A 25,589-nucleotide genomic window follows, 5' to 3' on the forward strand; every position below is an offset into this window, starting at 1 on the left:
CGCCCCGCGCGCGGCCGGGAGAACGGCACGGGACCGTCCCGACGGCGGGCGGCGCGTGGGCGACGTACCGTGAAATGGGCTCGTCACCGCCCGAGGAGGATCCTCGCCATGCGCGCCACCACCATCCACGCCCCGTACGACATCCGGGTGGAGAACGTGCCCGAGCCCGTCGTGCGGCTGCCCACCGACGCCGTGGTGCGGGTGCTGCGCGCGTGCATCTGCGGCAGCGACCTGTGGGCGTACCGCGGTGAGACGCCCCGGCAGCCGGGACAGCGGATCGGGCACGAGTTCCTGGGCTTCGTCGAGGAGACCGGCGCCGAGGTGACGACCGTCCGAAGCGGGGACCTCGTGGTCGCACCCTTCAAGTGGTGCGACGGCGTCTGCGACTACTGCCGGGAGGGCCTGACGGCCTCCTGCGTGCACGGCGGCTTCTGGGGCGCGGTCGGCTACGACGGCGGGCAGGGCGAGGCGGTGCGGGTGCCGTTCGCCGACGGCACGCTCGTGGGGCTGCCCAAGGACGCGGCGTCCGACGACCGCCTGCTGTCCGCCCTGGTGTCCCTCGCCGACGTCCTCGGCACCGGCCACCACGCGGCTCTCGGCGCCGGTGCCCGCCCCGGTGCCACCGTCGCCGTCATCGGGGACGGCGCCGTCGGCCTGTGCGCCGTCCTGGCGGCCCGGCGGCTGGGCGCCGAGCGGATCATCGCGCTGGGCCGGCACCAGGACCGTACGGACCTGGCGCGCCGTTTCGGTGCCGGCGACGTGGTCGCCGAGCGCGGCGAGGCCGCGGTCGAGGCCGTCCGCGCGCTCACCCGCGGCCAGGGCGCGCACGCCGTCGTCGAGGCGGTCGGCACCGAGGAGTCGATGAGTACGGCGGTGCACATCACCCGGGACGGCGGGACGGTCGGCTACGTCGGTGTGCCGCACGGCAGCGGAACAGGTCTCGACCTCCGGGTCATGTTCGACCGGAACATCGCGCTGCGCGGCGGGGTCGCGCCGGTCCGCGCGTACATCCCGGAACTGCTGCCGGACGTCCTCAGCGGCTCCGTCGACCCCTCGCCGGTCTTCGACCTGACGATCGGTCTGGAGGGCGTGCCTGACGGCTACCGGGCGATGGACGAGCGCACCGCTCTGAAGGTGCTCATCACCGCCTGAGCGGTCTCACCGTCTGGGCGGTCGACCGGCCCGCCCGAGGGTTGTGGCCCCGACGCATCAGTCCCAGCGCGGCTCGTCCGCCCCCCAGCGGCCCGGCGGACGGGCCCAGTCGGTCGGCCCGCCGGTGAAGGAGACCGCCGGCGGGGCGTACCGCAGATGTCCGAGCGGGCTGTCCCGCTCGGCGAGCCGCGGTGCCGTCCCCTCGCCGGCGGTACCGGCCGCCGCGTCGTCCGGTGCCGGGTCCCGTCCGATGCCATGGGTCAGCCAGGCCGCGGTCCGGGCCAGCGCGAGCCGCGCGGACCGTCCGCGGCCGTCGTACGTCCGCTCGGTCAGCGCCCGCAGCACCGCGGCCGCCAGCAGATATCCGGTGCCGTGGTCCAGGGCCTGCGCGGGCAGCGCGCCGGGCCGCCCGTCCGAGCCCTCGGTCACCGCGATGCCGGTCGCGGCCTGCACCAGGCTGTCGAAGCCGCGCCGACCGCCCCACGGCCCGTACGTGCCCCACGCGGACACCTGCGCCACGACCAGCCCGGGCCACTGTTCGGCCGCCGCCGACGGGGTGAGCCCGAACCGGTCCAGGCTGCCCGGCCGGTAGCCGGTGACCACGACGTCGGCCCCGGCCAGCAGCTCCTCGAAGGTCTCCCGGTCGGTCCGGAGGTCCAGCGTCGCCGACCTCTTCCCGAAGTCCGTGTCCGCGTGCTGGTCGGCCAGTTCCGGCAGCCACGGCGGGTCGATGCGCAGCACGTCCGCGCCGAGCAGCGCGAGCGTGCGGGTGCCGACCGGGCCCGCGATGACCCGGGTCAGGTCCAGCACCCGCAGCCCGGCCGCGGGGAGCAGGGGAGAGGCCGCCACGGGCGGGAGCACGCGCGCGCGTGCCGCGCCCGCCGTGGCGCGCTCGACCAGCGGGCGGCGGGCCACTTCGGCGGCCTGTTCGTGCGCGGCCCACTGCGCGGGCGTGCGCAGGGCGACGGCGAGGCCGCCGGCGTCGTACACCCGCTCCTCCACGTCCGCCGCGGTCCGCTCGGCGAGGACGGCGGCGACGCGCTCCACCGAGGCGTCCTCGGGGAGGCCGAGCGCGCCCAGCAGCCGCCTGCGGTGGTGCGGATAGTTGGCGTGCGTGCGCACCCAGCCGTCCGCGGTCCGCCAGAACCGGGACAGCGGCGCGAACCCGACCGGTGCCCGTCCGTCGATCCGCAGCAGCCGCTCGCTGTGGAAGGCGGCCGCGACGGCCGCGTCGTCGACCCGGACCGCTGGCACCTCGGCGAGGCCGGCCCGCCGCGCGCCCAGCTCGGCGGCGGCCAGCGCGCAGGCCGCCACACAGGCCCGCGCCAGCTCCCGCACCGGCAGCCGGGCGTCGAGCGTCTCCCGGTGGGCGACGGTCGAGACGCGCGGGACGAGAGCGGGATCGCCGCCGAGCGCCTCCCAGACCGACTGGACATCGTTCATGACTTCACTATGCAGTGTTGATCGGATCAAGTCCTGATTGGATCAACACTCAGGAGTGGAGCGCACGGGCGGCCGGATCCATCCCCGGCCGCCCGCCCGTACCCGGTCTACTTCGTCACGGCGGCCAGTGCGTCCGCCGTGCCCCAGCCGTAGAAGCCGTTGTAGTTCTTCGGGCCCTCGCACACCGCGTCGACCTTGCCGTCGCCGTTGATGTCGTACGGGTCCGTGCACGGCGTCGCGTCGGCACCGGCGTACAGCAGCGCCTTGACCTGGGCCGCCGAGGCGTGCGGGTGGGTCGACTTGATCAATGCGGCGACGCCCGCGACGTGCGGGCTGGCCATCGAGGTGCCGGCCATGTAGCCCCACTTCCCGCCGGGCAGCGGGCCCAGGATCAGCCCGCTGGTCGCCGGGGCCTGCGGCGGCTGGTAGGCCGTCGAGTCACCGCCGGGCGCGGCGATGTCGATGACGCCGAGGCCGTGGTTGGAGAAGGACGACTTGATGCCCTTCGCGCCGGTGGCGGCGACGGTCACGACACCCGGCAACTGGGTCGGTATGTCGTAGCACTCGGACGGGTCGACGACCCGGTCCGACGGGGTGCCGTCGTTGGGTGAGACCGGGTCGGTGATCGAGTCGGCGGCGAGGTCGTAGTTCTCGTTGCCCGCCGCGGCGACGTTGACCGTGCCCTTCTTCTCCGCGTACCGGGTGGCCCGGGTGATGGCGTCCACGAGCGCCTTCTGGTCCGGGTCGTTCTTGCAGTTGAAGTACCACGGGTCGGTGTAGTAGCTGTTGTTGGTCACGTCGACGCCGTGCTCCGCCGCCCACACGAAACCGCAGACGACGGACTCCGTGTAGAAGAAGCCGTCCGGGTTGGCGACCTTGATGCCGGCCACCTTGACGCCCGGTGCGACGCCCGTGATGCCCACGCCGTTCTTGGCGCCCGCTATCTCGCCCGCGACGTGCGTGCCGTGCGGGCTCTCGGCGGCGCTGGGCCGCCAGGCGCCGTCGGTCGTGTCCGGCTTGCCGGTCACGCAGTTGACGGAGGCATTCCGGTCGAAGTTGGGCGCGATGTCGGGGTGCGTGTCGTCGACACCGGTGTCGATGACGGCGACGGTGACGTTGCGGCTGCCGAGGGTCTTCTCGTGCGCCTTGTCCGCCTTGATGGCGGGCAGGTCCCACTGGAGGGGCTCCAACGGGTCCTGCCCGTCGACCGCCTGCGCCTGCTCGACCTGCTCGGCGCTGAGCACCTGCGGGGTGCCGACGTCGGTGGTCGACTGCGCGGGCAGCGGCGCGGTGCGGGTGGCACCGGCCGACTCGACGCCCCGGACCGTGCGGACGGTCTTGGCGAAGTCGGGGTTCGACGAGTGGGCGACGATCACGCCGATCTGGTCGTACGAGGTCACCACCGTGCCGCCGGCCTGGCCGATGGCCTTCTGCACCTGCTTCGAAGTGCCCGGCCCGGGGCGGACGTTGACGACGTAGCTGAGCGAGGTCCCGTCCGCCGTGGTGGTGGCTGCCGCCGTGGTCGTGGCGTCCGTGGCGGACGCGGTGGCGTTCGGCAGGAACGCGAGAGCCGTGGCCATGGCCATCCCGACCGGGATCGACAGGACGCGGAGGTGGCGCGGCTGGGGCGCGGTCATATGTGTGTGTCTCCAGTTCGTTCGCGATACGAGCGTGCCGTGCGGATTCCTGGCGTGGGGGGCCTGCGACGTGGGGCGCAGAGAAGAGGGGGCGTCAGCGGACGGCGCGGAGCGCGTTGACGACGCCGGACCCGTAGAAGCCGTTGACGTGCTTGCCGCCGGCGCAGGTCGCGTCCACGACGCCGTCGCCGTCCCCGTCGTACGGGTCGGTCGGGCACCCGGGGTTGTCCGCCTGGGCCTTGAGCAGCGCCTGCAACTGGGCCGGCGTGGCGCGCGGGTGGGCGGACTTCAGCAGCGCGGCCACCGCGGCCACGTGCGGCGAGGCCATCGAGGTGCCCTGGAGGTAGCCGTACTGGTTGTTCGGCAGGGTGGACAGGATGCGGCCGTTCTGCGACGGCGTGTCCGGGATCTGGTACTTGTCGCCGCCCGGTGCGGCGACGTCGATGACGCCCTTGCCGTAGCTGGAGTAGTACGACTTGGCGCCCTTGACGCCGGTCGCACTGACGGTGACCACACCCGGCAGTTGGGTCGGCACGTCGAAGCACTCGTGCGGGTCGACCGTGCGGTCGACGGGCGTCGAGTCGTCGGGACTGGAGTCGTCGACGAGGGCGTGGGAGTCGAGGTCGTCGTTGGAGTTGCCCGCCGAGGCGACATTGAGCGTGCCCTTGCGCTGTGCGTACAGCTGGGCCCTGTTGACCGCGTCGACTATGGCACGTTGATCGGGGTCGTCCATGCAGTTGTACAGCCACGGATCAACGTAGTAGCTGTTGTTGGTGATCTCCACGCCGTGGTCGGCGGCGAAGACGAAGGCGCAGACGACGCTCTCCGGGTAGAACAGCGACGTCGAGTCGGGCTGCGCCACGGTGATGCTCGCGACCTTCACGCCGGGCGCGACGCCCGCGACCCCGATGCCGTTGCGGGCCGCGGCTATCTCACCCGCCACGTGCGTGCCGTGGTCGTGATCGGCGTCCACCGGCCGCCAGGCGCCGTACGTCGTGTCCGCCTTGCCGCTCACACAGTTCGCGGACTGCGCGGCCGAGAAGTTCGGGGCGAGGTCGGGGTGCGTGTCGTCGACCCCGGTGTCGATGACGCCCACGGTCACCGAGCTGCTGCCGGGGTTGATCCGTGCGGCCCTGTCGGCGCCGATCGCCCGCAGGTCCCACTGGTCGGCCTCCAGGGGCTCCTGGCCCGCGGCGGAGCGCTGGGCGAGTTCCGCGGCCCGGGTCTTCGACAGGACCTGCACGGCGCCCTCGTCCGTGGTGCCCGCGGCGCTGAGCGGCGCGGTGCGCGTGGCGCCCGCCGACTGCACGCCGCGCACGGCGCGCAGGGTCCGGCCGAAGTCCGGGTCGGCCGAGTGCGCGACGATCACCCCGATCCGGTCGTACGTCGCGACGATGCTGCCGCCGTTCGCGGCCACCGCCTTCCGCACCGACTCGATGGTGCGGTGGTCCGCCGCGGTGTTGACGACGTACGCCAGCGCCGGGCCGTCCGCCGTCCGGGCCGCCGACGTCTGTGCGGGGGCCGCCGACGCGGCCGACGGCAGCAGGCCCAGCGCGGCGGTCAGCGACAGCACGACCGGCGCGGCGACGCCAAGTCTGCGTCTGGAGCGCAGATGAGACATGGGGTCTCCACATCATCCGAAAACGAAACCCGCCCGGGACACAGGTGCTGTTCGGGCAGGTACATGACGGGTGGTGCGGGTCGAAACTATCTCCCTGCCTCGCTGGCCAGCAATGACTTGGGGAGACGACTTCAGAAAGAACTCATAGGACTTGAACCTGTCCTCGCGTGGCGCCGTGGACCTTCGACAGGGAGCACCAGCACGATCGAGCCCCTTCCCCGATCCGTCCGCGACCAGAGGAGACTCCGTGGCTACCGAGACACCGCCCCACTCTGAACCCCATCACCGGCTCCCCTCCACCGAGGAGTTCGTCGCGGTGCAGGAGAGCGCGGAGTTCGGCGAACTGCGCGACTCCTACCGCTCCTTCGCCTTCCCGCTGACCGTGGCCTTCATCGCCTGGTACCTGCTGTACGTACTGCTGTCCAACTACGCGGGCGGCTTCATGGGCACCAAGGTGGTGGGCAACATCAACGTGGCCCTCGTCCTCGGCCTCGCCCAGTTCCTCACCACGTTCCTCATCGCCTGGTGGTACGCGCGGCACGCCGCCAGGAAGCTCGACCCCGGTGCCGAGGCCATCAAGTCCCGGATGGAGGGCGGCGCATGAGCCCCGCGATCACCCTGGCCGCGGGCGAGGCCGGCCAGCACCGCACGCTGATCATCACCCTGTTCGCGGTGTTCGTCGCCGCGACCCTCGTCATCACCGTCTGGGCGGGCCGGCAGACCAAGGACGCCAGCGACTTCTACGCGGGCGGGCGGCAGTTCACCGGCTTCCAGAACGGACTCGCCGTCTCCGGTGACTACATGTCCGCCGCGTCCTTCCTGGGCATCGCGGGCGCCATCGCCCTCTTCGGCTACGACGGCTTCCTGTACTCCATCGGCTTCCTGGTCGCCTGGCTGGTCGCGCTGCTCCTGGTCGCCGAGCCGCTGCGCAACTCGGGCCGCTACACCATGGGCGACGTGCTCGCCTACCGGATGCGCCAACGCCCCGTCCGCACCGCGGCCGGCACCTCCACGATCGTCGTGTCGATCTTCTACCTGCTCGCCCAGATGGCCGGCGCGGGCGTCCTGGTCTCCCTGCTGCTCGGCATCACCAGCGACGGCGGCAAGATCGGCATCGTCGCCCTGGTCGGCGTCCTGATGATCGTGTACGTCACGATCGGCGGCATGAAGGGCACCACCTGGGTGCAGATGGTCAAGGCCGTGCTGCTCATCCTGGGCGCCCTGCTGCTGACCTTCCTGGTCCTGCTGAAGTTCCACTTCAACGTCTCCGATCTGCTGGGCTCGGCCGCGAGCAACAGCGGCAAGGGCTCCGCCTTCCTGGAGCCCGGCCTCAAGTACGGCGCGACGGGCACCACCAAGCTGGACTTCATCTCGCTCGGCATCGCCCTGGTGCTGGGCACCGCGGGCCTGCCGCACATCCTGATCCGCTTCTACACGGTGCCCACCGCGAAGGCCGCCCGTAAGTCGGTGATCTGGGCGATCGGCCTGATCGGCGTCTTCTACCTGATGACCCTCGCCCTAGGCTTCGGCGCCGCCGCGCTGATCAAACCGGACGAGATCATCGCCTCCAACAAGGCGGGCAACACGGCCGCGCCCCTGCTCGCCCTCCACCTCGGCGGAGTGGACTCCAGCTGGGGCGCGATCCTGCTCGCCACGATCTCCGCGGTCGCCTTCGCCACCATCCTCGCGGTCGTCGCGGGTCTGACCCTGGCCTCGTCCTCCTCCTTCGCCCACGACATCTACGCCAACGTCATCAAGAGGGGGCAGGCCACCGAGAAGCAGGAGCTGGGCGCGGCACGCTGGGCCACGGTCGGCATCGGAGCCGTCTCCATCGTCCTGGGCGCCCTCGCCCGCGACCTGAACGTCGCCGGTCTGGTGGCCCTGGCCTTCGCGGTCGCCGCCTCCGCCAACCTGCCGACGATCCTCTACAGCCTGTTCTGGAAGCGGTTCACCACCGCAGGCGCGCTGTGGTCGATCTACGGCGGCCTCGTCACCGCGGTCGGCCTGGTGCTGTTCTCGCCGGTGGTCTCCGGCAAGGAGACCTCGATGTTCCCGGGTGCCGACTTCGACTGGTTCCCGCTGGAGAACCCGGGCATCATCTCCATTCCGGTCGGCTTCCTGCTGGGCGCAGTCGGCACCCTCCTGTCGAAGGAGGCACCGGACGCCGGGAAGTACGCCGAGCTGGAGGTACGGTCCCTGACCGGCACCGGAGCGCACTGACCCACCCGTACGGACGGCCGCGTCGTGGGGATCCACGACGCGGCCCCGTGTTTCCCGCGGTGTCTTCGTGGAATCTGCCTCCGGCCGATGTCAGCGGTGTCACGTAGGCTCGCAGGTGACGGAAGAAGACTGTCCGGGACGAGGGAGGGGGCCCACGTGCTCATCGACACCTACGGCCGAGTCGCCACCGACCTGCGGGTCTCGCTGACCGACCGGTGCAATCTCCGCTGCACCTACTGCATGCCCGAGGAGGGTCTGCAGTGGCTGGCCAAGCCCGATCTGCTCACCGACGACGAGATCGTCCGCCTGATCGGCGTCGCCGTCACCTCCCTCGGTGTCGACGAGGTCCGCTTCACCGGCGGTGAGCCCCTGCTGCGCCCCGGCCTGCCCGGCATCGTCGAGCGCGTCGCGGCCCTCGAACCACGCCCCCGGACCTCCCTCACCACCAACGGCATCGGCCTGCGGCGCACGGCGGCGGCCCTGAAGACGGCCGGCCTGGACCGGGTCAACGTCTCCCTCGACACGCTCCGCCCGGACGTCTTCAAGGCCCTCACCCGCCGTGACCGCCACCAGGACGTCCTGGACGGCCTCGACACCGCGCGGGCCGCGGGTCTCACCCCGGTCAAGGTCAACACGGTCCTGATGCCGGGCCTGAACGAGGACGAGGCCCCGGACCTCCTCGCCTGGGCGCTGGACCACGGCTACGAACTGCGTTTCATCGAGCAGATGCCCCTGGACGCCCAGCACGGCTGGAAACGCGAGGGCATGGTCACGGCCGCGGACATCCTGGCCGCCCTGCGCACCCGCTTCGAGCTGACCCCGGAGGGCGCCGAGGAGCGCGGCTCGGCCCCGGCCGAACGCTGGCTGGTCGACGGCGGTCCGCAGCGGGTCGGTGTCATCGCCTCCGTCACCCGCCCGTTCTGCGCGGCCTGCGACCGTACCCGGCTGACCGCGGACGGGCAGATACGCACCTGCCTGTTCGCCCGGGAGGAGACCGACCTGCGCGGCGCGCTGCGCTCCGGTGCGCCCGACGAGGAGATCGCCCGCATCTGGCGGCTCGCGATGTGGGGCAAGAAGGCGGGAGCGGGACTGGACGACCCGGAATTCATCCAGCCGGACAGGCCGATGTCCGCGATCGGAGGCTGAGTACGGCCTGCACGGGCGCGTGCGTCGGACGGGCGTGGAGCCGTACCGGCATTCGGCTCCGCCGCGTGGGCGCGGTCGGCGACGACCGGCGCACGAGCCCCGGCCTCAGCCCCCCGGCTGCTCCTGCCACGCCTCCAGCCGCACCACGTCCTTCAGGAACCCCCGTACGCCGAGGAACTGGGACAGGTGCTCCCGGTGTTCCTCACAGGCGAGCCACGTCTTCCGCCGCTCCGGCGTGTGGATCTTGGGGTTGTTCCACGCGAGCACCCACACGGCGTCGGCGGGACAGCCCTTGGCGGAACAGCGCGGAGAAGTCGGTTCGGTGCCGGGGACATTCGCGTTCACGTCCTGACCCTAACCGAATCCGCACGTCAGGAACGCAGCGTCGGCTGCCGCCCGGACACCAGCACCTCGACCACCTGCCGGAGAATCCCCATGGCGCGGAACGCACTGGGATGCCGTGACCGCGGCAGGACCAGCACCGCCAGCCCGATGACGAGCAGCGTCAGGCAGACGAAGGCCAGAGGCACGAACACCACGAATGCCGTGGCAAACCTGACATTCTGCCAGATCGCGAGCATGAGGGGCCTCCTGGCGCGTGGCTGGGGGAGCTGACCGGTGCCGGTCCGCCGCTCCTGCGGGGTGCGGAGCGCGTTGGCAGTCTGGCACGGGTGCCCCGCCGCCCGGCACGGGAACTGCATGATTGATCTGAGCTTTTCTTGAGCTTTCGGTGGGAGTGTGGTAGACGCCGCTCGGTGGTGTGGCGGTGCGGGCGGGGCGGCCGGGACGGCGGCGGGGCCCCCGGTTCACAGTCGGCTCAAGAAAAGCTCAGATCAAAATGTCGTTCCGGGTCCGGGCCGCCGCCCACCCGTGACATACTTCCTACGCGCTCCGCATCCCCCGTCGGAGCGACAGACCGACGCCGGGCAGCTCCCCCCGTGGCTGCTCGGCGTCGCCTTTTGTACGACCGGTCCTCGTACCGCCGAACCGTGCATCCGCCCAGCTCACACGGGGCCGGGCCGCTCACCACCCACGCCGCTCGCCGGATCGGCCCCGGCGTGCTCCGGACCGGACTCCGCCGGGCCGTCCGCCGCGGGCGGCGCCGCCCGCGGCGGCGTGAGCGTCGGCCGCAGGGGCGTGGTCACGAAGGTCGACGGGAGCGACGGCGGCCGCTCCCGGCCCGCGTTGGCGATCACCACCGCGACGTAGGGGAGGATCGCTCCGAGCACCAACGCCACGATCGCGACGTGCCGTTCGACGTTCCAGAGCGAGGCGGCCAGGATCACCGCGACGGTCCGGACGGACATGGAGATGACATACCGGCGCTGCCGGCCGCGCACGTCCTCGGCCAGGCCGGTCCGGGCTCCGGTGATCCGGAACACCTGGACGTTGCCGTCACCGCGCTGCTTCCGCATCACTGCTCACCGTCCGCCCACCTCGGGATCTCCCCGGCCCGTACCAGGCCCGCACCCGATGGGCACACCGGGCCAGGACAGCCTCCACGTTACGCCGCGCCTGTTCCGCCCACGAGAGCGGGGGCGGCGTCCGTCCGGGCGGACAGGGAGCACGTGGCGCACGTGGCGCCCAGGCGTGCCGCACCCGCGCCCTTACCGCATGGCCGTACCCGACATGCGCCGTACGGCGGGCCGCCCGAAACTGGGCGTAGTGCTCACGTCGGGCCGGACGAGGAGGCGACCATGGGCTGGTTGTGGGCGATCATCGTGGGTTTCGTGCTCGGCATCATCGCCAAGGCGGTCATCCCGGGCAAGCAGCACAGTCCCCTCTGGCTGACCACCATCTTCGGCATCCTCGGCGCCATCGTGGGCAACGCGGTCGCGCGCGCCGCCGGCGTCGCCTCGACCCCCGGTGTCGACTGGACCCGGCACCTCTTCCAGCTCATTGCCGCGATCATCATCGTCTTCCTCGGGGACATGGCGTACATGGCGGTGTGGGGGCGGAGGAAGCAGCAGCGAAGGGCCTGAGAGCGCCGGCCGACGGGACGGCGCCCGCGGACAGGACGGAGGGCGGACCCCGGTGAGGAGCCGCCCTCCGACTTCGTCCCGGCCGGATCCTCAGCCGGACGTGACCTCGACCGCCGCCAGGTTCCTCTTGCCCCGGCGCAGCACCAGCCAGCGGCCGTGCAGCAGGTCCGCCGCGGCGGGGACGGCGTCCTCGGCGGTGACCTTGACGTTGTTCACGTAGGCGCCGCCCTCCTTGACCGTGCGGCGCGCGGCCGACTTGCTCGGCACCAGACCGACCTCCGCGAACAGGTCGGTCACCTGGCCCAGCTCGGCGACCCGGACGAGCGGCACCTCGGACAGCGCGGCCGTCAGCGTCCGCTCGTCCAGCCCGGCCAGCTCGCCCTGACCGAACAGCGCCTTGGACGCCGCGATCACCGCGGCCGTCTGGTCGGCGCCGTGCACCAGCGTCGTCAGCTCCTCGGCCAGCGCGCGCTGCGCCGCCCGGGCCTGCGGACGCTCCTCGGTCTGCCGCTCCAACTCCTCCAGCTCCGTACGGGACTTGAAGGACAGGATCCGCAGGTAGGTGGAGATGTCCCGGTCGTCCACATTCAGCCAGAACTGGTAGAACGCGTACGGCGACGTCATCTCCGGGTCGAGCCAGACGGCGCCGCCCTCGGTCTTGCCGAACTTCGTGCCGTCCGCCTTGGTCATCAGCGGCGTCGCCAGCGCGTGCACGTCCGCGTGCGGCTCCAGCTTGTGGATCAGGTCGAGACCGGCCGTGAGGTTGCCCCACTGGTCGCTGCCGCCCTGCTGGAGCGTGCAGCCGTACCTCCGGTAGAGCTGGAGGAAGTCCATGCCCTGGAGGATCTGGTAGCTGAACTCCGTGTAGCTGATGCCCTGGTCGGACTCCAGGCGCCGGGCCACGGAGTCCTTCGTCAGCATCTTGTTGACCCGGAAGTGCTTGCCGATGTCCCGCAGGAACTCGATCGCGGACAGACCCTCGGTCCAGTCCAGGTTGTTGACCATGACCGCCGCGTTCTCCCCCTCGAAGGAGAGGAACGGCTCGATCTGGCCGCGCAGCCGGTGCACCCAGCCGGCCACCGTCTCCGGGTCGTTCAGCGTGCGCTCCGCGGTCGGACGCGGGTCGCCGATCAGCCCCGTCGCGCCGCCCACCAGGGCCAGCGGCCGGTGCCCGGCCTGCTGGAGCCGGCGCACGGTCAGCACCTGCACCAGATGCCCCACGTGCAGCGACGGCGCGGTCGGGTCGAAACCGCAATAGAACGTGACGGGACCGTCCGCGAGCGCCTTGCGCAAAGCATCCTCGTCGGTGGACAGGGCGAACAGCCCGCGCCACTTCAGCTCGTCGACGATGTCCGTCACGGTTCTCGTGTCTCCTCGGATGATCTCGGCCGGCCGGCCGACGGCCGACCGGGAACGCCTACGAGGTTATACGCCCTGGCTGACCGAGCTCATATTGAAATCGGGGATGCGCAGCGCGGGCATCGCGGCCCGGGTGAACCAGTCGCTCCACTCGCGCGGCAGCGTCTTCTCGGTACGCCCCGCCTCCGTGGCCCGCCCCAGCAGGTCCACCGGCGACTCGTTGAACCGGAAGTTGTTGACCTGCCCGGTCACCTCCCCGTTCTCCACGAGGTACACCCCGTCCCGGGTCAGCCCGGTCAGCAGCAGCGTCGCCGGATCGACCTCGCGGATGTACCAGAGGCAGGTCAGCAGCAGCCCCCGCCCGGTGGCCGCGACCATCTCCTCCAGCGAGCGCTCGTCGCCGCCGTCCAGGATCAGGTTCCCGATCGCCGGGGCCACCGGCAGCCCGGTCAGGGCCGCGCTGTGCCGGGTGGTCGTCAGGTGCTTCACCTCGCCGTCGCCGATCCACTCCGTGGCCCGCACCGGCAGCCCGTTGTCGAACACCGACTGATCACCGCCGGAGGAGTGCGCGACGACGAACGGGGCGCTCTCCAGGCCGGGCTCGTCCGGGTCGCTGCGCAGGGTCAGCGGCAACTCGGTGAGTTTTTCGCCGAGGCGGGTGCCGCCGCCCGGCTTGGAGAAGACCGTCCGGCCCTCGGCCGCGTCCCGGCCCGACGCCGACCACAGCTGGTAGATCAGCAGGTCCGCCACCGCGGTCGGCGGCAGCAGCGTCTCGTACCGGCCCGCGGGCAGCTCCACCCGCCGCTCGGCCCAGCCGAGGCGCACGGCCAGCTCGGCGTCGAGCGCGCCCGGATCGACGTCCTTGAAGTCCCGCGTGGAGCGGCCCGCCCACGCCGAGCGCGTACGGTCCGGCGACTTGGCGTTCAGCTCCAGGGTGCCGGTCGGCTGGTCGTGCCGCAGCCGCAGCCCCGTGGACGTGCCCAGATACGTGGAGACCAGCTCGTGGTTGGCGAAGCCGTACAGTTCCCGGCCGCCCGCACGCGCGCGTGCGAACGCCTCGCCGAGCGCCGGGGCGAAGTCCGCGAACACCGCCGACGAGGTCTCGACGGGCGCGTCGGTGAAGTCCGGGGCCTCCGGCACGCCCGTGACCAGCGGCTGGGCGTCCTCGGCCGGCCCGGCGCCGAGCGCGGCGGCCTCCGCGGCCCGGACCAGCGGCTCCAGTTCCTCGGCGGTCACGGCCGACCGGGAGACCACCCCGGAGGCCGTGCCCTCCTTGCCGTCGACGGTCGCGACGACGGTCAGCGTGCGGCCCCGGGTGACGCCGTTGGTGGTCAGCGCGTTGCCCGCCCAGCGCAGATTGGCGGTCGAGTGCTCGTCGGCGATCACCACGCACCCGTCGGCCCGGGACAGCGCAAGAGCCTGCTCGACGACCTCGTGCGGCTTGTTGGTACGGGCGCTCATCGGCCGGCCTCCTGCGTCGTGTTGAGGATGTTGACACCCTTGAACAGGGCGGCGGGGCACCCGTGCGACACGGCTGCCACCTGGCCCGGCTGCGCCTTGCCGCAGTTGAAGGCGCCGCCCAGCACATAGGTCTGCGGGCCGCCGACGGCCGCCATGGAACCCCAGAAGTCGGTGGTCGTGGCCTGGTAGGCGACGTCCCGCAGCTGACCGGTGATCCGCCCGTTCTCGATCCTGAAGAAGCGCTGTCCGGTGAACTGGAAGTTGTAGCGCTGCATGTCGATCGACCAGGACCGGTCGCCGACGACGTAGATGCCGCGGTCGACGCCCCCGATCAGGTCCTCCGTGGACAGCCCCGCCGGGTCCGGCTGGAGCGACACATTGGCCATCCGCTGCACGGGCACATGCCCGGGGGAGTCGGCGAACGCGCACCCGTTGGAGCGTTCGAAGCCGGTCAGCTTCGCGATGCGCCGGTCCAGCTGGTAGCCGACCAGCGTGCCGTCCTTGACCAGGTCCCAGGACTGGGCCGCGACGCCCTCGTCGTCGTACCCGACGGTGGCCAGGCCGTGCTCGGCGGTGCGGTCACCGGTGACGTTCATCAGCTCGGAGCCGTACTTCAGCTTGCCCAACTGGTCGAAGGTGGCGAAGGAGGTGCCCGCGTAGGCGGCCTCGTAGCCGAGCGCCCGGTCCAGCTCGGTGGCGTGGCCGATGGACTCGTGGATGGTCAGCCACAGGTTGGACGGGTCGACGACCAGGTCGTACGGGCCCGCCTCGACGCTCGGCGCGCGCATCTTCTCGGCGAGCAGTCCGGGCATCCGCTCCAGCTCGCCCTCCCAGTCCCAGCCGGTCCCGGTGAGGTACTCCCAGCCGCGGCCGACCGGCGGCGCGAGGGTGCGCATCGAGTCGAACTCGCCGCTGGCCTCGTCGACCGACACCGCAGTCAGCTGCGGATGCAGCCGCACCCGCTGCTGGGTGGTGACGGTCCCCGCCGTGTCGGCGTAGAACTTGTTCTCGTGCACGGTGAGCAGCGAGGCGTCCACATGGCTGACACCGTCCGCCGCCAGCAGCCGCGCGCTCCAGTCGGCCAGCAGCGCCGACTTCTCCTCGTCGGGCACCGAGAACGGGTCGATCTCGTACGACGAGACCCAGGTCCGCTCGGCGTGCACCGGCTCGTCGGCCAGCTCGACGACCTCGTCCGACCCGGCGGCCCTGATCACCTGGGCGGAGAGCTTCGCCATCGCGACGGCCCGCGCGGCGACCTTGGCGACGGCGTCCGGGGTCAGGTCGACCCCCGACGCGAAGCCCCAGGTGCCGCCGTGCACGACCCGCACCGCGTAGCCGAGGTCGGTGGTGTCGGACGTTCCCGCGGGCTTGGCGTCCCGCAGCCGCCAGGACGCGCTGCGCACCCGCTCGAACCGGAAGTCCGCGTGCTCGGCCCCCAGCGCACGCGCGCGTGCCAGCGCGGCGTCGGCCAGGGCCCGTAGCGGAAGCGCCGTGAAGGCTTCGTCGATGGAATGAGGCACGGAGGTCTCCCTGCTGTCGTGGCCTGTCGGGTCCGATCATGTCGCGCGACGGGGTCCGCGGACCACATGTTTCGGTCCGCGTCACCGGTACCGCGGGCCACGGGTTCCGGCCCGTCGTGCCGGGCTTTCTGTAGGGATCCGACAGCGACCCGCGCGAGCCACTGTGGGCGCCCGATCGCTCCTCGGCGTGCCCGGCCCGATAGGTTTTCGACGTAGCCGCCTGTCATCCAGGTGTTCGGGCGGATGTGTCAGACCGCAAATGAAAGGGTGATCCGTTGAGCCGCTCGGTTCTCGTCACCGGAGGCAACCGGGGCATCGGCCTCGCCATCGCCCGCGCTTTCGCCGACGCAGGCGACAAGGTCGCGATCACTTACCGCTCGGGTGAGCCGCCGTCCGGCTTCCTCGCCGTCAAGTGCGACATCACCGACCCCGAGCAGGTGGAGCAGGCGTACAAGGAGATCGAGGCCGAGCACGGTCCCGTCGAGGTGCTGATCGCCAACGCCGGCATCACCCGGGACCAGCTCCTGATGCGCATGTCCGAGGAGGACTTCACCTCGGTCATCGACACCAACCTCACCGGTACCTTCCGGGTGGTCAAGCGTGCCAACCGTGCCATGCTGCGCGCCCGGAAGGGACGCGTCGTGCTGATCTCCTCCGTCGTCGGGCTGCTCGGCTCCGCGGGGCAGGCGAACTACGCCGCCTCCAAGGCCGCGCTCGTCGGCTTCGCCCGCTCCCTCGCCCGGGAGCTGGGCTCGCGCAACATCACCTTCAACGTCGTCACGCCCGGTTTCGTGGACACCGACATGACCAGGGCGCTCACCGACGAGCAGCGCGCGGACATCGTCGCGCAGGTGCCGCTCGCCCGCTACGCGCAGCCGGAGGAGATCGCCGCGACGGTGCGGTTCCTCGCCTCGGACGACGCCTCGTACATCACTGGAGCCGTCATCCCCGTTGACGGCGGACTGGGAATGGGTCACTGATCACCATGAGCGGAATCCTCGACGGCAAGCGCGTCCTGATCACCGGTGTGCTGCTGGAGTCCTCCATCGCCTTCCACGCGGCCAAGCTGGCCCAGGAGCAGGGCGCGGAGATCATCCTGACCGCCTTCCCGCGGCCGACGCTGACCGAGCGCATCGCCAAGAAGCTGCCCAAGCCCACCAAGGTCATCGAGCTGGACGTGACCAACGACGAGCACCTGGCCCGGCTGGCCGACGTCGTCGGGGAGGAGCTGGGCGGCCTCGACGGTGTCGTGCACTCCATCGGCTTCGCGCCGCAGGACGCCATGGGCGGCAACTTCCTGAACACCCCGTTCGAGTCGGTCGCCACGGCCATGCACGTCTCGGCGTTCTCCCTGAAGTCGCTCACCATGGCCTGCCTGCCGCTGATGCAGAACGGCGGCTCGGTCGTGGGCCTCACCTTCGACGCCCAGTTCGCCTGGCCGCAGTACGACTGGATGGGCCCGGCCAAGGCCGCTCTGGAGGCCACCAGCCGCTACATGGCGCGTGACCTGGGCAAGCAGAACATCCGCTGCAACCTGATCTCCGCGGGCCCGCTCGCCTCCATGGCCGCCAAGTCCATTCCGGGCTTCGACGGCCTGGCCTCCATCTGGGACAACCGCTCCCCGCTGGAGTGGAACCTGGCCGACCCCGAGCCGGCCGGCAAGGGCATCGTCGCCCTGCTGAGCGACTGGTTCCCGAAGACCACCGGCGAGATCATCCATGTCGACGGCGGTCTGCACGCCGTCGGCGCCTGACCGCGGACCGGCCACCGGCCGCCTGCCCGTCCGTCCGGCCGTGGACCGAGGCCCGTACCCGCAGGGGTACGGGCCTCGGCCCGTTCGGGACCGCATGCGGGCCCCCGCCGGTCGGGAACCATCCGTTCGGCCCACTCAGCCCGCCGGTCCGGGCCCGGACGGAGGCGTCGTGCCCGCACGCGCGCGTGCGGACGACGCCCTGGCCGATCACCCTGATCGGGCGCAGCGCCGTACGGTCGGCCGTCAGCCGGTTCCCGCGGTGGTGTTCCCCGTCCTTCAGCCGGGAGAGGGCAGGCCGAGCCGGCCCGGACGGCACAGGAACGGGTAGCTCGCGGCCTCCGCCCCGGCCGTCTCCGCGTCGCCCGCGCGGATCGCGTCGACCAGCCGGGCGTGGTCCATGTACGTCTCGGGCGTCAGACCGGTGCCCACGTCCGCGCGCAGCCAGTCCCGCAGCACCTCGCCCAGGTCGGCGTACATGGCGGTCATGACGTCGTTGTGCGAGGCCGCCACCACGGCCAGGTGAAAGGTGGCGTCCGCGGTCACGAACGCCTCCGCGTCACCCGACTCCCAGACCTCCTCGCGCCGCACGAGGATGGCCTCCAACTGCTTCAGATCCTTCTCGGTGCGCCGCTCGGCGGCCAGCCTCGCCGCGGACGACTCCAACGTGGCACGCAGCTCGGCGATGTGCCGCGGATCGGCGTCGGCGAAGCGCCGGTGCATCACGCCGGCCAGCTCGCTGGTCGCCACGACGAAGGTGCCGGAACCCTGGCGGATGTCCAGCAGGCCGTTGTGGGCGAGCGCGCGGACGGCCTCACGGACCGTGTTGCGGGCGACACCGAGCTGCTCGACCAGCTCCGGTTCCGTCGGGATGCGGGAGCCGACCGGCCACTCGCCGGAGGCGATCTGGTTCCGCAGCTCGGCGATGACCTGCTCGGACAGCGCCGAGCGACGGGGATGGCTCAGGGGCATGGCACACCTTCGCACGCCGGGCCCGGGCGGCGGGGCCCCGGGAATGGACAGCCAATCATCCCATCATTCTATGATGAGATTCATGGCGAGCAAGGAAACCCGGCCGACCGACACGACGAAGCGGCAGACGGACGCGCCGCCCGCCCCGGGCGGCACCCGCCCCGGGGCGGGTGCCGCCACCTCCGCACCCCCGGCGGACGGCACACGCGCGTGGGCGATGCGCCTGGTCGTCGTCGGCATCGTCCTCGCCGCGCTCAACCTCCGTCCGGCCATCACCAGCCTCGGCGCGCTCCTGGAGGAGGTCCGCGACAGCCTCGGCATGAGCGGCAGCGTGGCCGGGCTGCTCACCTCCGTACCGCCGTTCTGCTTCGCCGTCTTCGGCGTCATGGCCCCCCGGCTCGCCCGCCGCTTCGGCCCGGGCGCGGTGGTGTGCGCCGGCATGGCCGCCATCACCGCGGGCCTGGCCGTCCGGCCGTTCGCCGGGGGCACCGCCGGGTTCCTCGCCGCGAGTGCCCTGGCGCTGATGGGCATCGCGGTCAGCAACGTCCTCATGCCGGTCATCGTCAAGCGCTGGTTCCCGGACCGGGTGGGCTCCATGACCGGCCTGTACTCGATGGCCCTCGCCCTCGGCACCGCGCTGGCCGCGGCGGTCACCGTGCCCATGACCGGGGCGCTCGGCGGCAGTTGGCGGGCCGGGCTCGGCGTGTGGGCGGTGCTCGCCGCCGCGGCGATCCTGCCGTGGTTGCCGCTGGTCCGGGACCGGCAGGCCGCCCCCGGGCGGGCCTCGGGGCCCGCGGCGGACGAACGGCCCCGAGCAGCGGGGCCGGCGGCGGATGCGCGGCATCAGGCGCCCGAGCCCGCGGTGGCCGGGCGGCACCAGGCGCCTGAGCTGCGGATCACCCGGAGCCGCACGGCCTGGGCACTCGCCGTCTTCTTCGGGCTCCAGGCCACCGCCGCCTACATCATCATGGGCTGGATGGCGCAGATCTTCCGCGACGCGGGTGTCTCCGCGAGCACCGCGGGTCTGCTCCTCGCCGTCACCATGTTCATGGGCGTACCGCTGGCCTTCGTGATTCCGCGGCTGGCCGCCCGGCTGCCCGGCCAGGGGCCGATCGTGCTCGCGCTCGGCATCTGCGGCCTGGCCGGCTACGCGGGCCTGTACCTGGCCCCGGCCGGCGGCGCCTGGGCCTGGGCCCTGCTGCTCGGCATCTCCAACTGTTCCTTCCCGCTGGCCCTCACCATGGTCGGCATGCGGGCCAGGACCGGCGCGGGCGTCGCGCAGCTCTCCGCGTTCGCACAGAGCACCGGCTACCTGATATCGATCCCCGGGCCGCTGCTGGTCGGGGTGCTCTACCAGAGCAGCGGCGGCTGGGGCCTGCCCATCGCCCTCATGGCCGGTCTCATGATCCCGCAGATCGCGGTGGGCGTACTGGCGGGCCGCGACCGGACCGTCGAGGAAGAGGCGGCCGGCTGACGCATCCACGGGCGCGTCCCGGAGAGCGGGACGGAGCCGGTGGACGGAGCCGGCGGTCAGGACGCGGAGCGGACGGAGTCGACGGACGGGACGGGGGGCGGCCCCGGGCGAGGGGCCGTCCTGCGTCTTCGTCCCCCGGCCCGTCCGGACGGCGTCCTGGTGCGGCTCGCTCTCGATCCGGGCGCGGCACGCCCGTGATCCGGATGTGGCGCCCTCTCGACGCGCGTGGGGGCCGCCCGCCCGCCGCGACCCGCCCGGAGCGGTCTCCGGGTGCCCCGGCGGCCCGGACGCGCCCGGAGGATGCGAGACTGGGCGGCATGCCCGTGCTCGACCCGAACCCTCAGAACGGCCAGAAGAAGATGCTGATCGTCTTCGGCTCGTTCTTCGCCATTTTCGCGCTCATCGCCATCGTCGCGACCCTCCTGTCCCCCTGATCACATCCCGGCCGCCCGGGGGTGGGGCCAGCCCCCCATCCCCTAGGGGGTGAGTGTCAGGGTGAAGTAGGTGGATCACCGGATGGGTCGGTGCCCGCGGATTGCCTACCTTCGAGATGTGACCGCACCAGGCGGTCACCGACCACTCGGAGACCAGCGGAGGCGATCATGTCGGCCCGTACGCGCACCCGGCCCCGCCCGGCGACCACGGGCGGCGTCGGCATCCGGCTGCCCTGGTGGGCGCTGGCCCTGCCCACGCTCGGTTTCGTCTTCCTGCTGGTGCTGGTCCTGAACCCCTCGGACGCCCAGGCGGCCACCGGTGACCTGGGCGTCACCCACCTCATCGAACGCGTGCGGCAGCTGGTGGCCCGCTAGGCCGGGCGCCCGCAGGCCCGGATGCCCCCGGTCAACTCCCTGCGCCGCATGGTTTGTTTCATGCGAAGCTGGATCTCATGAGCGTCGCAGAACCCCGTAAGATCGTTCTCTTCCGGCATGCGAAAGCCGACTGGCCACAGGTGACCGACCATGAGCGGCCGCTCGCCGAGCGGGGCCGCATGGACGCCGCAGTCGCCGGACGCAGACTGGCCGACAACGGCCTCTCCTTCGATCTTGCCCTGTGCTCCACCGCGGTCCGCACCCGCGAGACCTGGAAGCTCGCCGTGCAGGAACTCCCGCACCGGCCGAAAACCGTCTACGAGGAGCGGCTCTACGAGGCGTCGCCCGGCGAGATCATCGCCGTGCTCAACGAGGTCCCGGACGACATCCGGACCCTGATCCTGATCGGCCACAACCCGGGTGTGCACGGCCTGGCCGAGATCCTGTCCGGTACCGCCGACGGCGCCGCCCATGAGCGGATGGAGCGCCGTGGCTTCCCCGCCGCGGCCTTCGCCGTACTGTCCTTCGACTGCTCGTGGAAGGGCCTGGAGCCGGGGAAGGCGGCGCTGGCGGACTACTGGGCGCCCTCCGAGTGACCGCGTGACCTCCGTCGGCCTCGTCGGGGCCCGCCGGGGTCCGGCACGGTCGGGGGTCCGGCGCAGTCAGGGTCCGGCGCCGCCACGGTGTCGGACCCGGCCGGTCCGGACGGCGCCGCGCCGTACCCGGGCGGGCCCGCCGGGGCCACCGCGTCGCCGGACATGGCCGCCGGGTGGTGGTGGGGCGGGGGGCGGTCCGGGGGGTCAGCTCTCGTCGTGCGGGTCCGCCGCGTCGGTCTCGTCGTGGGCGTCCGCCGCCTCGACCTCTTCGCGGGTGATGCCCAGCAGATACAGGACCGTGTCCAGGAAGGGAACGTTCACCGCGGTGTGCGCGGCCTCGCGGACGACCGGCTTGGCGTTGAAGGCGACGCCCAGACCGGCCGCGTTCAGCATGTCCAGATCATTGGCGCCGTCGCCGATCGCCACCGTCTGGGCGAGCGGGACACCGGCCTCGGCGGCGAACCGGCGCAGCAGCCGTGCCTTGCCCGCCCGGTCGACGACGTCACCTATGACCCGGCCGGTCAGTTTCCCGTCGACGATCTCCAGGGTGTTGGCATGGGCGAAGTCCAGCCCCAGCCGTTCCTTGAGGTCGTCGGTGACCTGGGTGAATCCGCCCGACACCACGCCGACTTGGTAGCCGAGCCGCTTCAGTGTGCGGATCAGGGTCCGCGCGCCCGGCGTCAGCCGCACCTCGCCGCGCACCTTGGGCACCACCGAGGCGTCCAGTCCCGCCAGCAGCGCGACCCGCGCGTGCAGCGACTGCTCGAAGTCCAGTTCCCCGCGCATGGCGGCGGCCGTCACCTCGGCGACCTGGTCCTCGCAACCGGCGTGCGCGGCGAAGAGTTCGATCACCTCGTCCTGGATGAGGGTCGAGTCGACGTCCATCACGACCAGCCGCTGGGCCCGCCGGTGCAGGCCCGCGGCGACGACCGCGATGTCGACGCCGAGCACCGCCGCGTCCGAGACCAGGGCGGTGCGCAGCGGCTCGGTCTCCACACCGGACACCGCGAACTCGACCGCGGTCACCGGGTACTTGGCGAGCCGGAAGATCCGGTCGATGTTGCCGCCGGTCTTCGCGATCCGGGCGGCGACGGCGGCCGTCGACTCGGCGGTGAGCGGATGGCCCAGCACGGTCACCAGGGAGCGGCCGAGGCCGCGCGGCCGGTTGTCGCCGTGCCCGGAGAGTATCTCCGCCTGCATCTTCATCGAGTCGGCCCAGCTGTGCACGGTGGCCCGCAGGGCGCCCTCCAGCCCGGCGTCCGGCTCGGTCACGAGCACACAGAGCACGAGCCGGCCACGAGTGACGACCTGCTCGATGTCGACCACGTCGACGCAGAAGGCGGCAAGGGTGTCGAACAGGCCGGCCGTGATACCGGGCCGGTCCTTGCCGAAGATCTTGACGAGGAGGGTGGGGACCTCGGGAGTTCGCGAAGCGCTCATGGTCCATCCACCGTATCCGGCACTCCGTGCCTGCTGCCCCTGAGGTCCGGCTGGCGGACACGGAACAGTTGGTGTCGGGTCGGTGTCGGAAGCTTTGCGGGCGGGTCACACCTGATCCTCTTGAGGGTCGGTCCACGCGGCTGACCAGCACCGTCGCCGTCGCCGTCGCCTTAGCCACCGACACCGACACCGACACCGTCGCGGTGACACCGCTGTGCGGTCCGACCCGTCTTCGCCGGGCGCCCGCCGTCGGGCTCCTGGCCTCACCCGGTCCCGACCCGCCCGGTCCCCGCCCACTCGTCTCGGCCTTCTCCGGTGGCGGCACCCCGCTGCTGTCGGTGGCGCCCCTGCTCGGAATGCTCGGACGCCCCGACGACATCATCAGCCGACACCCTGCCGGGGCCGTCGGCACCCGCGCTTTGACGTCGCGCCGACAGCATCGGGCGGCTGTCCGCCCTGCCGGGACACCGACGTCACCGCGCGCGGATCCGCTCTGCCATGAGGTCCACGTCACTGCGTGCCGCCGCCATGGAAGCCGTCCGTGCCGTCGCCCGGTGCCCGCCCTGGGCACCCCGTCCGCGCGGGCACGGCCCACGCGGACGACTGCCCGTAGCAAGCACGGCACCGTCGGCCACCGCGCCGCGCGGGAACCGGCCCCAGCCGTGCGCCGTCGCCTTCATCCACCGTGCCGGTCCTGGGGTCGGCACGGGTCAGCCACGCCCGCCCGGCCTCCTCGGGGGCGCCGGTGGCGGAGGCGGCGGGGGCGGCGGACCGCCGTCGGGTGCCCCAGCCGGCCGGTTCCCCGCGCGCGGTCCGGGACGCTGACCGGGCGGACTGCCCGGGCGCGGTGGCGGGTCGACCGGCCCGACCATGGTGGCGGCGCCGTACACGTCGTCGGGCGGCCGTGGCCCGTCCTGCGGCCGGGTTCCGTCCGCAGGCCGCGCTCCGCTGGAGGGCAGGGCGTCGTTCACGGGCCGGGTGCCGTCCTGCGCCGTTCCGGCCGGTCCGCCGGCCCGGCGTGCCCCGGTGACCCCGGGGTCCCGCAGTTCGTCCGGCACCTGGAGATAGGGGTTGGTATCGGGGTTGGGCGGCCGGTGGGGAGCCCGAGGCGTGTAGGGCCCGGTGCCCTCGCCGGGCGGCCCGTACACCGGCCACCCGTCTTCCGAGCCGCCGCGCGAGCCGTCGCCCGAGCCGCCGGCCGGTGCCGCAGCCAGGGCCAATGGTGCCGCCCGCCGGCCGGCGGCACCGACCGCCCACGCCAGCAGCGCACCCGCCGCCCCCGCTCCCGCACCCCAGACGGCGCCCAGGAGCAGGGCCGTGCCGAGCCGTCCGTGCAGCTCGATCCCGGCACCGAACGCGTCGAAGCCCAACACCGACAGCGAGCCGCCCACGGAGATGTCCGCCAGCCAGGCGAGCAGGGGCAGCGCCAGCGCGGTCGTCACCCCCAGCCGCAGCGCGCAGCGTCCGGCGAATCCGAGCGCCCCCGGACCGGGTGGGCCGGAACCCGCCGCACCCGGGGGAACCGCGCGGCCCGCGCCCTTGGTACCGCCCGTGCCGCCCGCGGTCGCAGCGCTGCCCGCAGCCCCCGTACCGCCCGCACCCCGTGCGCCGCTCATCGCCCGAACGCCTCCCGCGGTCCCGGTGCCGCCCCGCGTCCCCACCGGCGTACGCACCGCCGTGAGTACCCCGGCCAGCAGCATCATGAGGACCGCCGCCACCCCGAGCAGCCACACCCGGCCGTCGAGGTCGGCCAGTCGCGACAGTGTCACGGGCTGGTCGGGACTCCCGCCGAGAAGCCGGTCCAGCGGATCGGGCAGCAGCGAGGTCAGGACGCCCGTCGCCTTGCCGTCGAAGGGTACGAACAGCCCGACCGGGACGCCCAGCCACACCCCGTTGGGCGTGCCGAGCAGCGCCGCGCCCGCGATGCGCTCGGGGTGATCGTCGCCGATCGCCGCGAACACCGCCGCCGCGAGACCCGCGACGACGGCCATGACCAGTACACCGGCGAGGGCCGAGGCAGCCGGCCTGACCACCCGGTGCACGGCCTCGAAGCCACGCGGCAGCGGGGCGCGGCGCGTGACGAGCAGCGCGATCAGCAGGACGCCCACGACCCAGCCGAGCCCGCCGAGCAGGGTGGGCGCCGTGTCCACCGTGAAACCGACCGCCGCCTTCGCGCCGACCAGATCGCCTATCCGGTCCGGCAGCAGTCCGCCGATGTCCCCGAGCCCGCCGATGTCCCCGAGCCCGCCGAGATCCCCGAGACCGGGGATGCCGATGCCCCCGTCGCTCCCGCCGGTGCCGGGCAGTTTGTCGAGTCCGAGCGAACCGCCGTCGATCGTGACGACGTCGTGCCCGGCCCAGGCGAGCGCGCCCAGCAGTGCCACGAACACCACGACCACCGCGCCCGCGCGCGCGAGGAGTTCGGACGGCGCGATCACGGCTCCGGCCGACCGCAGCGACCGCAGGAAGACCCACGACAACAGGAGGGCGCCCACCAGGCCCACGCCGAGTGGCGTGATCTCGACGGCCGTGTGCGCCTGAGCGCCTGTCAGCCCGAAAGCAGACAGATCTCCGGACGGGGAGACCGAACCACCGGCCCCCAGTGCCACAACCGCCGCAGTCATCGGGCCGAGCGAGCCGGCCGAGTCCGCCCCCAGCAGATGCAGGCCGAGCGCGGCCGTGCCCGCCATCCCGATCAATGCCCAGCTCACGGCGACTGTCGCGGACAGCAGGACATTTCCCCACGGCACCTTTGTGCCTGGTGGCCCGGTCCTGACTTCCGTGACAGCGCTCATGGCAGACTCCCGATCCGCTGCGCGGCCGGCGGTCGCGCATGCCCCTCGTATGGGAACACCACTGTCCAGGGCGGCGTCGACACCCGTCAACGAAAGATCGATGCACTGCTACGAGCTCGTGACAAGGCCCGTCTTTCGGTCAGGGGGCCGAACCTGAAATAGTTCCCCACGCTGTTCGACAACCCTAGACTCCCTGTGAAGTGGGGACATGC

The 25,589-nt window shown here is 72.4% G+C and carries 23 protein-coding genes; 11 read left to right on the forward strand and 12 right to left on the reverse strand.

Annotation, left to right across the window (positions count from 1 at the left end; genetic code table 11):
* Nucleotides 1–108 precede the first annotated feature (108 nt).
* Nucleotides 109–1,152, forward strand: coding sequence for a zinc-dependent alcohol dehydrogenase family protein (locus ACFY2B_RS29900; protein WP_390766178.1), 1,044 nt, complete (start codon nucleotides 109–111; stop codon nucleotides 1,150–1,152).
* A 57-nt stretch (nucleotides 1,153–1,209) separates the two neighbouring features.
* Here the strand turns inward: ACFY2B_RS29900 and ACFY2B_RS29905 are convergent, their stop codons facing one another.
* From ACFY2B_RS29905 to ACFY2B_RS29915, 3 genes are all read right to left on the reverse strand, one after another.
* Entirely contained in the window at nucleotides 1,210–2,595 is a 1,386-nt protein-coding gene (locus tag ACFY2B_RS29905; protein WP_390766179.1) for a CoA transferase, read from the reverse strand.
* Between the two features lie 107 nt (nucleotides 2,596–2,702).
* Nucleotides 2,703–4,232, reverse strand: coding sequence for a S8 family serine peptidase (locus tag ACFY2B_RS29910; protein ID WP_390766180.1), 1,530 nt, complete (start codon nucleotides 4,230–4,232; stop codon nucleotides 2,703–2,705).
* Nucleotides 4,233–4,326: 94 nt separating this feature from the next.
* Nucleotides 4,327–5,853, reverse strand: a complete 1,527-nt coding sequence (locus ACFY2B_RS29915) for a S8 family serine peptidase (RefSeq protein WP_390766181.1) — start codon at nucleotides 5,851–5,853, stop codon at nucleotides 4,327–4,329.
* A gap of 247 nt (nucleotides 5,854–6,100) precedes the next feature.
* Here ACFY2B_RS29915 and ACFY2B_RS29920 point away from each other — a divergent pair, with 247 nt between their 5' ends.
* The 3 genes from ACFY2B_RS29920 to moaA all read left to right on the forward strand — a co-directional run bounded on the left by ACFY2B_RS29920 (nucleotide 6,101) and on the right by moaA (nucleotide 9,219).
* Nucleotides 6,101–6,457 carry a DUF485 domain-containing protein gene (locus tag ACFY2B_RS29920; RefSeq protein WP_390766182.1) on the forward strand — a complete coding sequence of 119 codons (357 nt, stop codon included), beginning with the start codon at nucleotides 6,101–6,103 and terminating at the stop codon, nucleotides 6,455–6,457.
* The gene (locus ACFY2B_RS29925; RefSeq protein ID WP_390766183.1) at nucleotides 6,454–8,073 is read left to right on the forward strand and encodes a cation acetate symporter; all 1,620 of its coding nucleotides are present in this window, start codon (nucleotides 6,454–6,456) and stop codon (nucleotides 8,071–8,073) included. The genes ACFY2B_RS29920 and ACFY2B_RS29925 overlap by 4 nt, the downstream gene beginning before the upstream one ends.
* Nucleotides 8,074–8,229: 156 nt before the next feature.
* A complete protein-coding gene (moaA, locus tag ACFY2B_RS29930; RefSeq protein WP_390766184.1) occupies nucleotides 8,230–9,219 on the forward strand; it encodes a GTP 3',8-cyclase MoaA in 990 nt (329 codons plus the stop codon).
* A 105-nt stretch (nucleotides 9,220–9,324) separates the two neighbouring features.
* Here moaA and ACFY2B_RS29935 read toward each other — a convergent pair whose 3' ends face one another.
* The 3 genes from ACFY2B_RS29935 to ACFY2B_RS29945 all read right to left on the reverse strand — a co-directional run bounded on the left by ACFY2B_RS29935 (nucleotide 9,325) and on the right by ACFY2B_RS29945 (nucleotide 10,634).
* On the reverse strand, nucleotides 9,325–9,564 hold the full coding sequence (locus ACFY2B_RS29935) for a hypothetical protein (RefSeq protein ID WP_390766185.1): 240 nt from the start codon (nucleotides 9,562–9,564) through the stop codon (nucleotides 9,325–9,327).
* A gap of 26 nt (nucleotides 9,565–9,590) precedes the next feature.
* A complete protein-coding gene (locus ACFY2B_RS29940; RefSeq protein ID WP_390766186.1) occupies nucleotides 9,591–9,800 on the reverse strand; it encodes a hypothetical protein in 210 nt (69 codons plus the stop codon).
* A gap of 423 nt (nucleotides 9,801–10,223) precedes the next feature.
* Nucleotides 10,224–10,634 carry a DUF3099 domain-containing protein gene (locus ACFY2B_RS29945; RefSeq protein ID WP_390766187.1) on the reverse strand — a complete coding sequence of 137 codons (411 nt, stop codon included), beginning with the start codon at nucleotides 10,632–10,634 and terminating at the stop codon, nucleotides 10,224–10,226.
* Nucleotides 10,635–10,916: 282 nt separating this feature from the next.
* On the opposite strand from ACFY2B_RS29945, the gene ACFY2B_RS29950 reads away from it, so the two are divergent.
* Nucleotides 10,917–11,201: a GlsB/YeaQ/YmgE family stress response membrane protein gene (locus tag ACFY2B_RS29950; RefSeq protein WP_390766188.1), complete on the forward strand. Its 285-nt coding sequence runs from the start codon at nucleotides 10,917–10,919 to the stop codon at nucleotides 11,199–11,201.
* A gap of 90 nt (nucleotides 11,202–11,291) precedes the next feature.
* Here the strand turns inward: ACFY2B_RS29950 and tyrS are convergent, their stop codons facing one another.
* The 3 genes from tyrS to ACFY2B_RS29965 all read right to left on the reverse strand — a co-directional run bounded on the left by tyrS (nucleotide 11,292) and on the right by ACFY2B_RS29965 (nucleotide 15,541).
* Complete coding sequence (gene tyrS, locus ACFY2B_RS29955) at nucleotides 11,292–12,560, reverse strand: tyrosine--tRNA ligase (RefSeq protein ID WP_390766189.1); 1,269 nt, start codon at nucleotides 12,558–12,560, stop codon at nucleotides 11,292–11,294.
* A gap of 66 nt (nucleotides 12,561–12,626) precedes the next feature.
* Nucleotides 12,627–14,021: a metallopeptidase TldD-related protein gene (locus ACFY2B_RS29960; protein WP_390766190.1), complete on the reverse strand. Its 1,395-nt coding sequence runs from the start codon at nucleotides 14,019–14,021 to the stop codon at nucleotides 12,627–12,629.
* Nucleotides 14,018–15,541, reverse strand: a complete 1,524-nt coding sequence (locus ACFY2B_RS29965; protein WP_390766191.1) for a TldD/PmbA family protein — start codon at nucleotides 15,539–15,541, stop codon at nucleotides 14,018–14,020. The genes ACFY2B_RS29960 and ACFY2B_RS29965 overlap by 4 nt, the downstream gene beginning before the upstream one ends.
* 275 nt (nucleotides 15,542–15,816) lie before the next feature.
* Here ACFY2B_RS29965 and fabG point away from each other — a divergent pair, with 275 nt between their 5' ends.
* Both fabG and fabI read left to right on the forward strand, forming a co-directional pair.
* A complete protein-coding gene (gene fabG, locus ACFY2B_RS29970) occupies nucleotides 15,817–16,521 on the forward strand; it encodes a 3-oxoacyl-[acyl-carrier-protein] reductase (protein ID WP_376531874.1) in 705 nt (234 codons plus the stop codon).
* Nucleotides 16,522–16,526: 5 nt separating this feature from the next.
* The gene (gene fabI / locus ACFY2B_RS29975; RefSeq protein WP_390766192.1) at nucleotides 16,527–17,294 is read left to right on the forward strand and encodes an enoyl-ACP reductase FabI; all 768 of its coding nucleotides are present in this window, start codon (nucleotides 16,527–16,529) and stop codon (nucleotides 17,292–17,294) included.
* Between the two features lie 276 nt (nucleotides 17,295–17,570).
* On the opposite strand, the gene ACFY2B_RS29980 is transcribed toward fabI, so the two are convergent.
* Nucleotides 17,571–18,263 (reverse strand): FadR/GntR family transcriptional regulator, encoded by a 693-nt coding sequence (locus tag ACFY2B_RS29980; RefSeq protein WP_390766193.1) that lies wholly within the window; start codon nucleotides 18,261–18,263, stop codon nucleotides 17,571–17,573.
* An 82-nt stretch (nucleotides 18,264–18,345) separates the two neighbouring features.
* On the opposite strand from ACFY2B_RS29980, the gene ACFY2B_RS29985 reads away from it, so the two are divergent.
* The 4 genes from ACFY2B_RS29985 to ACFY2B_RS30000 all read left to right on the forward strand — a co-directional run bounded on the left by ACFY2B_RS29985 (nucleotide 18,346) and on the right by ACFY2B_RS30000 (nucleotide 21,142).
* Nucleotides 18,346–19,737 carry a CynX/NimT family MFS transporter gene (locus tag ACFY2B_RS29985; RefSeq protein WP_390766194.1) on the forward strand — a complete coding sequence of 464 codons (1,392 nt, stop codon included), beginning with the start codon at nucleotides 18,346–18,348 and terminating at the stop codon, nucleotides 19,735–19,737.
* 317 nt (nucleotides 19,738–20,054) lie between these two features.
* Nucleotides 20,055–20,171: an SGM_5486 family transporter-associated protein gene (locus ACFY2B_RS29990; protein WP_376531882.1), complete on the forward strand. Its 117-nt coding sequence runs from the start codon at nucleotides 20,055–20,057 to the stop codon at nucleotides 20,169–20,171.
* A gap of 168 nt (nucleotides 20,172–20,339) precedes the next feature.
* Nucleotides 20,340–20,546, forward strand: a complete 207-nt coding sequence (locus ACFY2B_RS29995; protein ID WP_390766195.1) for a hypothetical protein — start codon at nucleotides 20,340–20,342, stop codon at nucleotides 20,544–20,546.
* A 77-nt stretch (nucleotides 20,547–20,623) separates the two neighbouring features.
* Entirely contained in the window at nucleotides 20,624–21,142 is a 519-nt protein-coding gene (locus tag ACFY2B_RS30000) for a SixA phosphatase family protein (protein ID WP_390766196.1), read from the forward strand.
* 204 nt (nucleotides 21,143–21,346) lie between these two features.
* Here ACFY2B_RS30000 and serB read toward each other — a convergent pair whose 3' ends face one another.
* Nucleotides 21,347–22,582: a phosphoserine phosphatase SerB gene (gene serB, locus ACFY2B_RS30005; RefSeq protein WP_390766197.1), complete on the reverse strand. Its 1,236-nt coding sequence runs from the start codon at nucleotides 22,580–22,582 to the stop codon at nucleotides 21,347–21,349.
* Nucleotides 22,583–23,292: 710 nt separating this feature from the next.
* Entirely contained in the window at nucleotides 23,293–25,377 is a 2,085-nt protein-coding gene (locus tag ACFY2B_RS30010; RefSeq protein ID WP_390766198.1) for a streptophobe family protein, read from the reverse strand.
* Nucleotides 25,378–25,589 lie beyond the last annotated feature (212 nt).

The sequence above is a fragment of the Streptomyces sp. NPDC001270 genome (assembly GCF_042896695.1).
Lineage (GTDB): Bacteria > Actinomycetota > Actinomycetes > Streptomycetales > Streptomycetaceae > Streptomyces.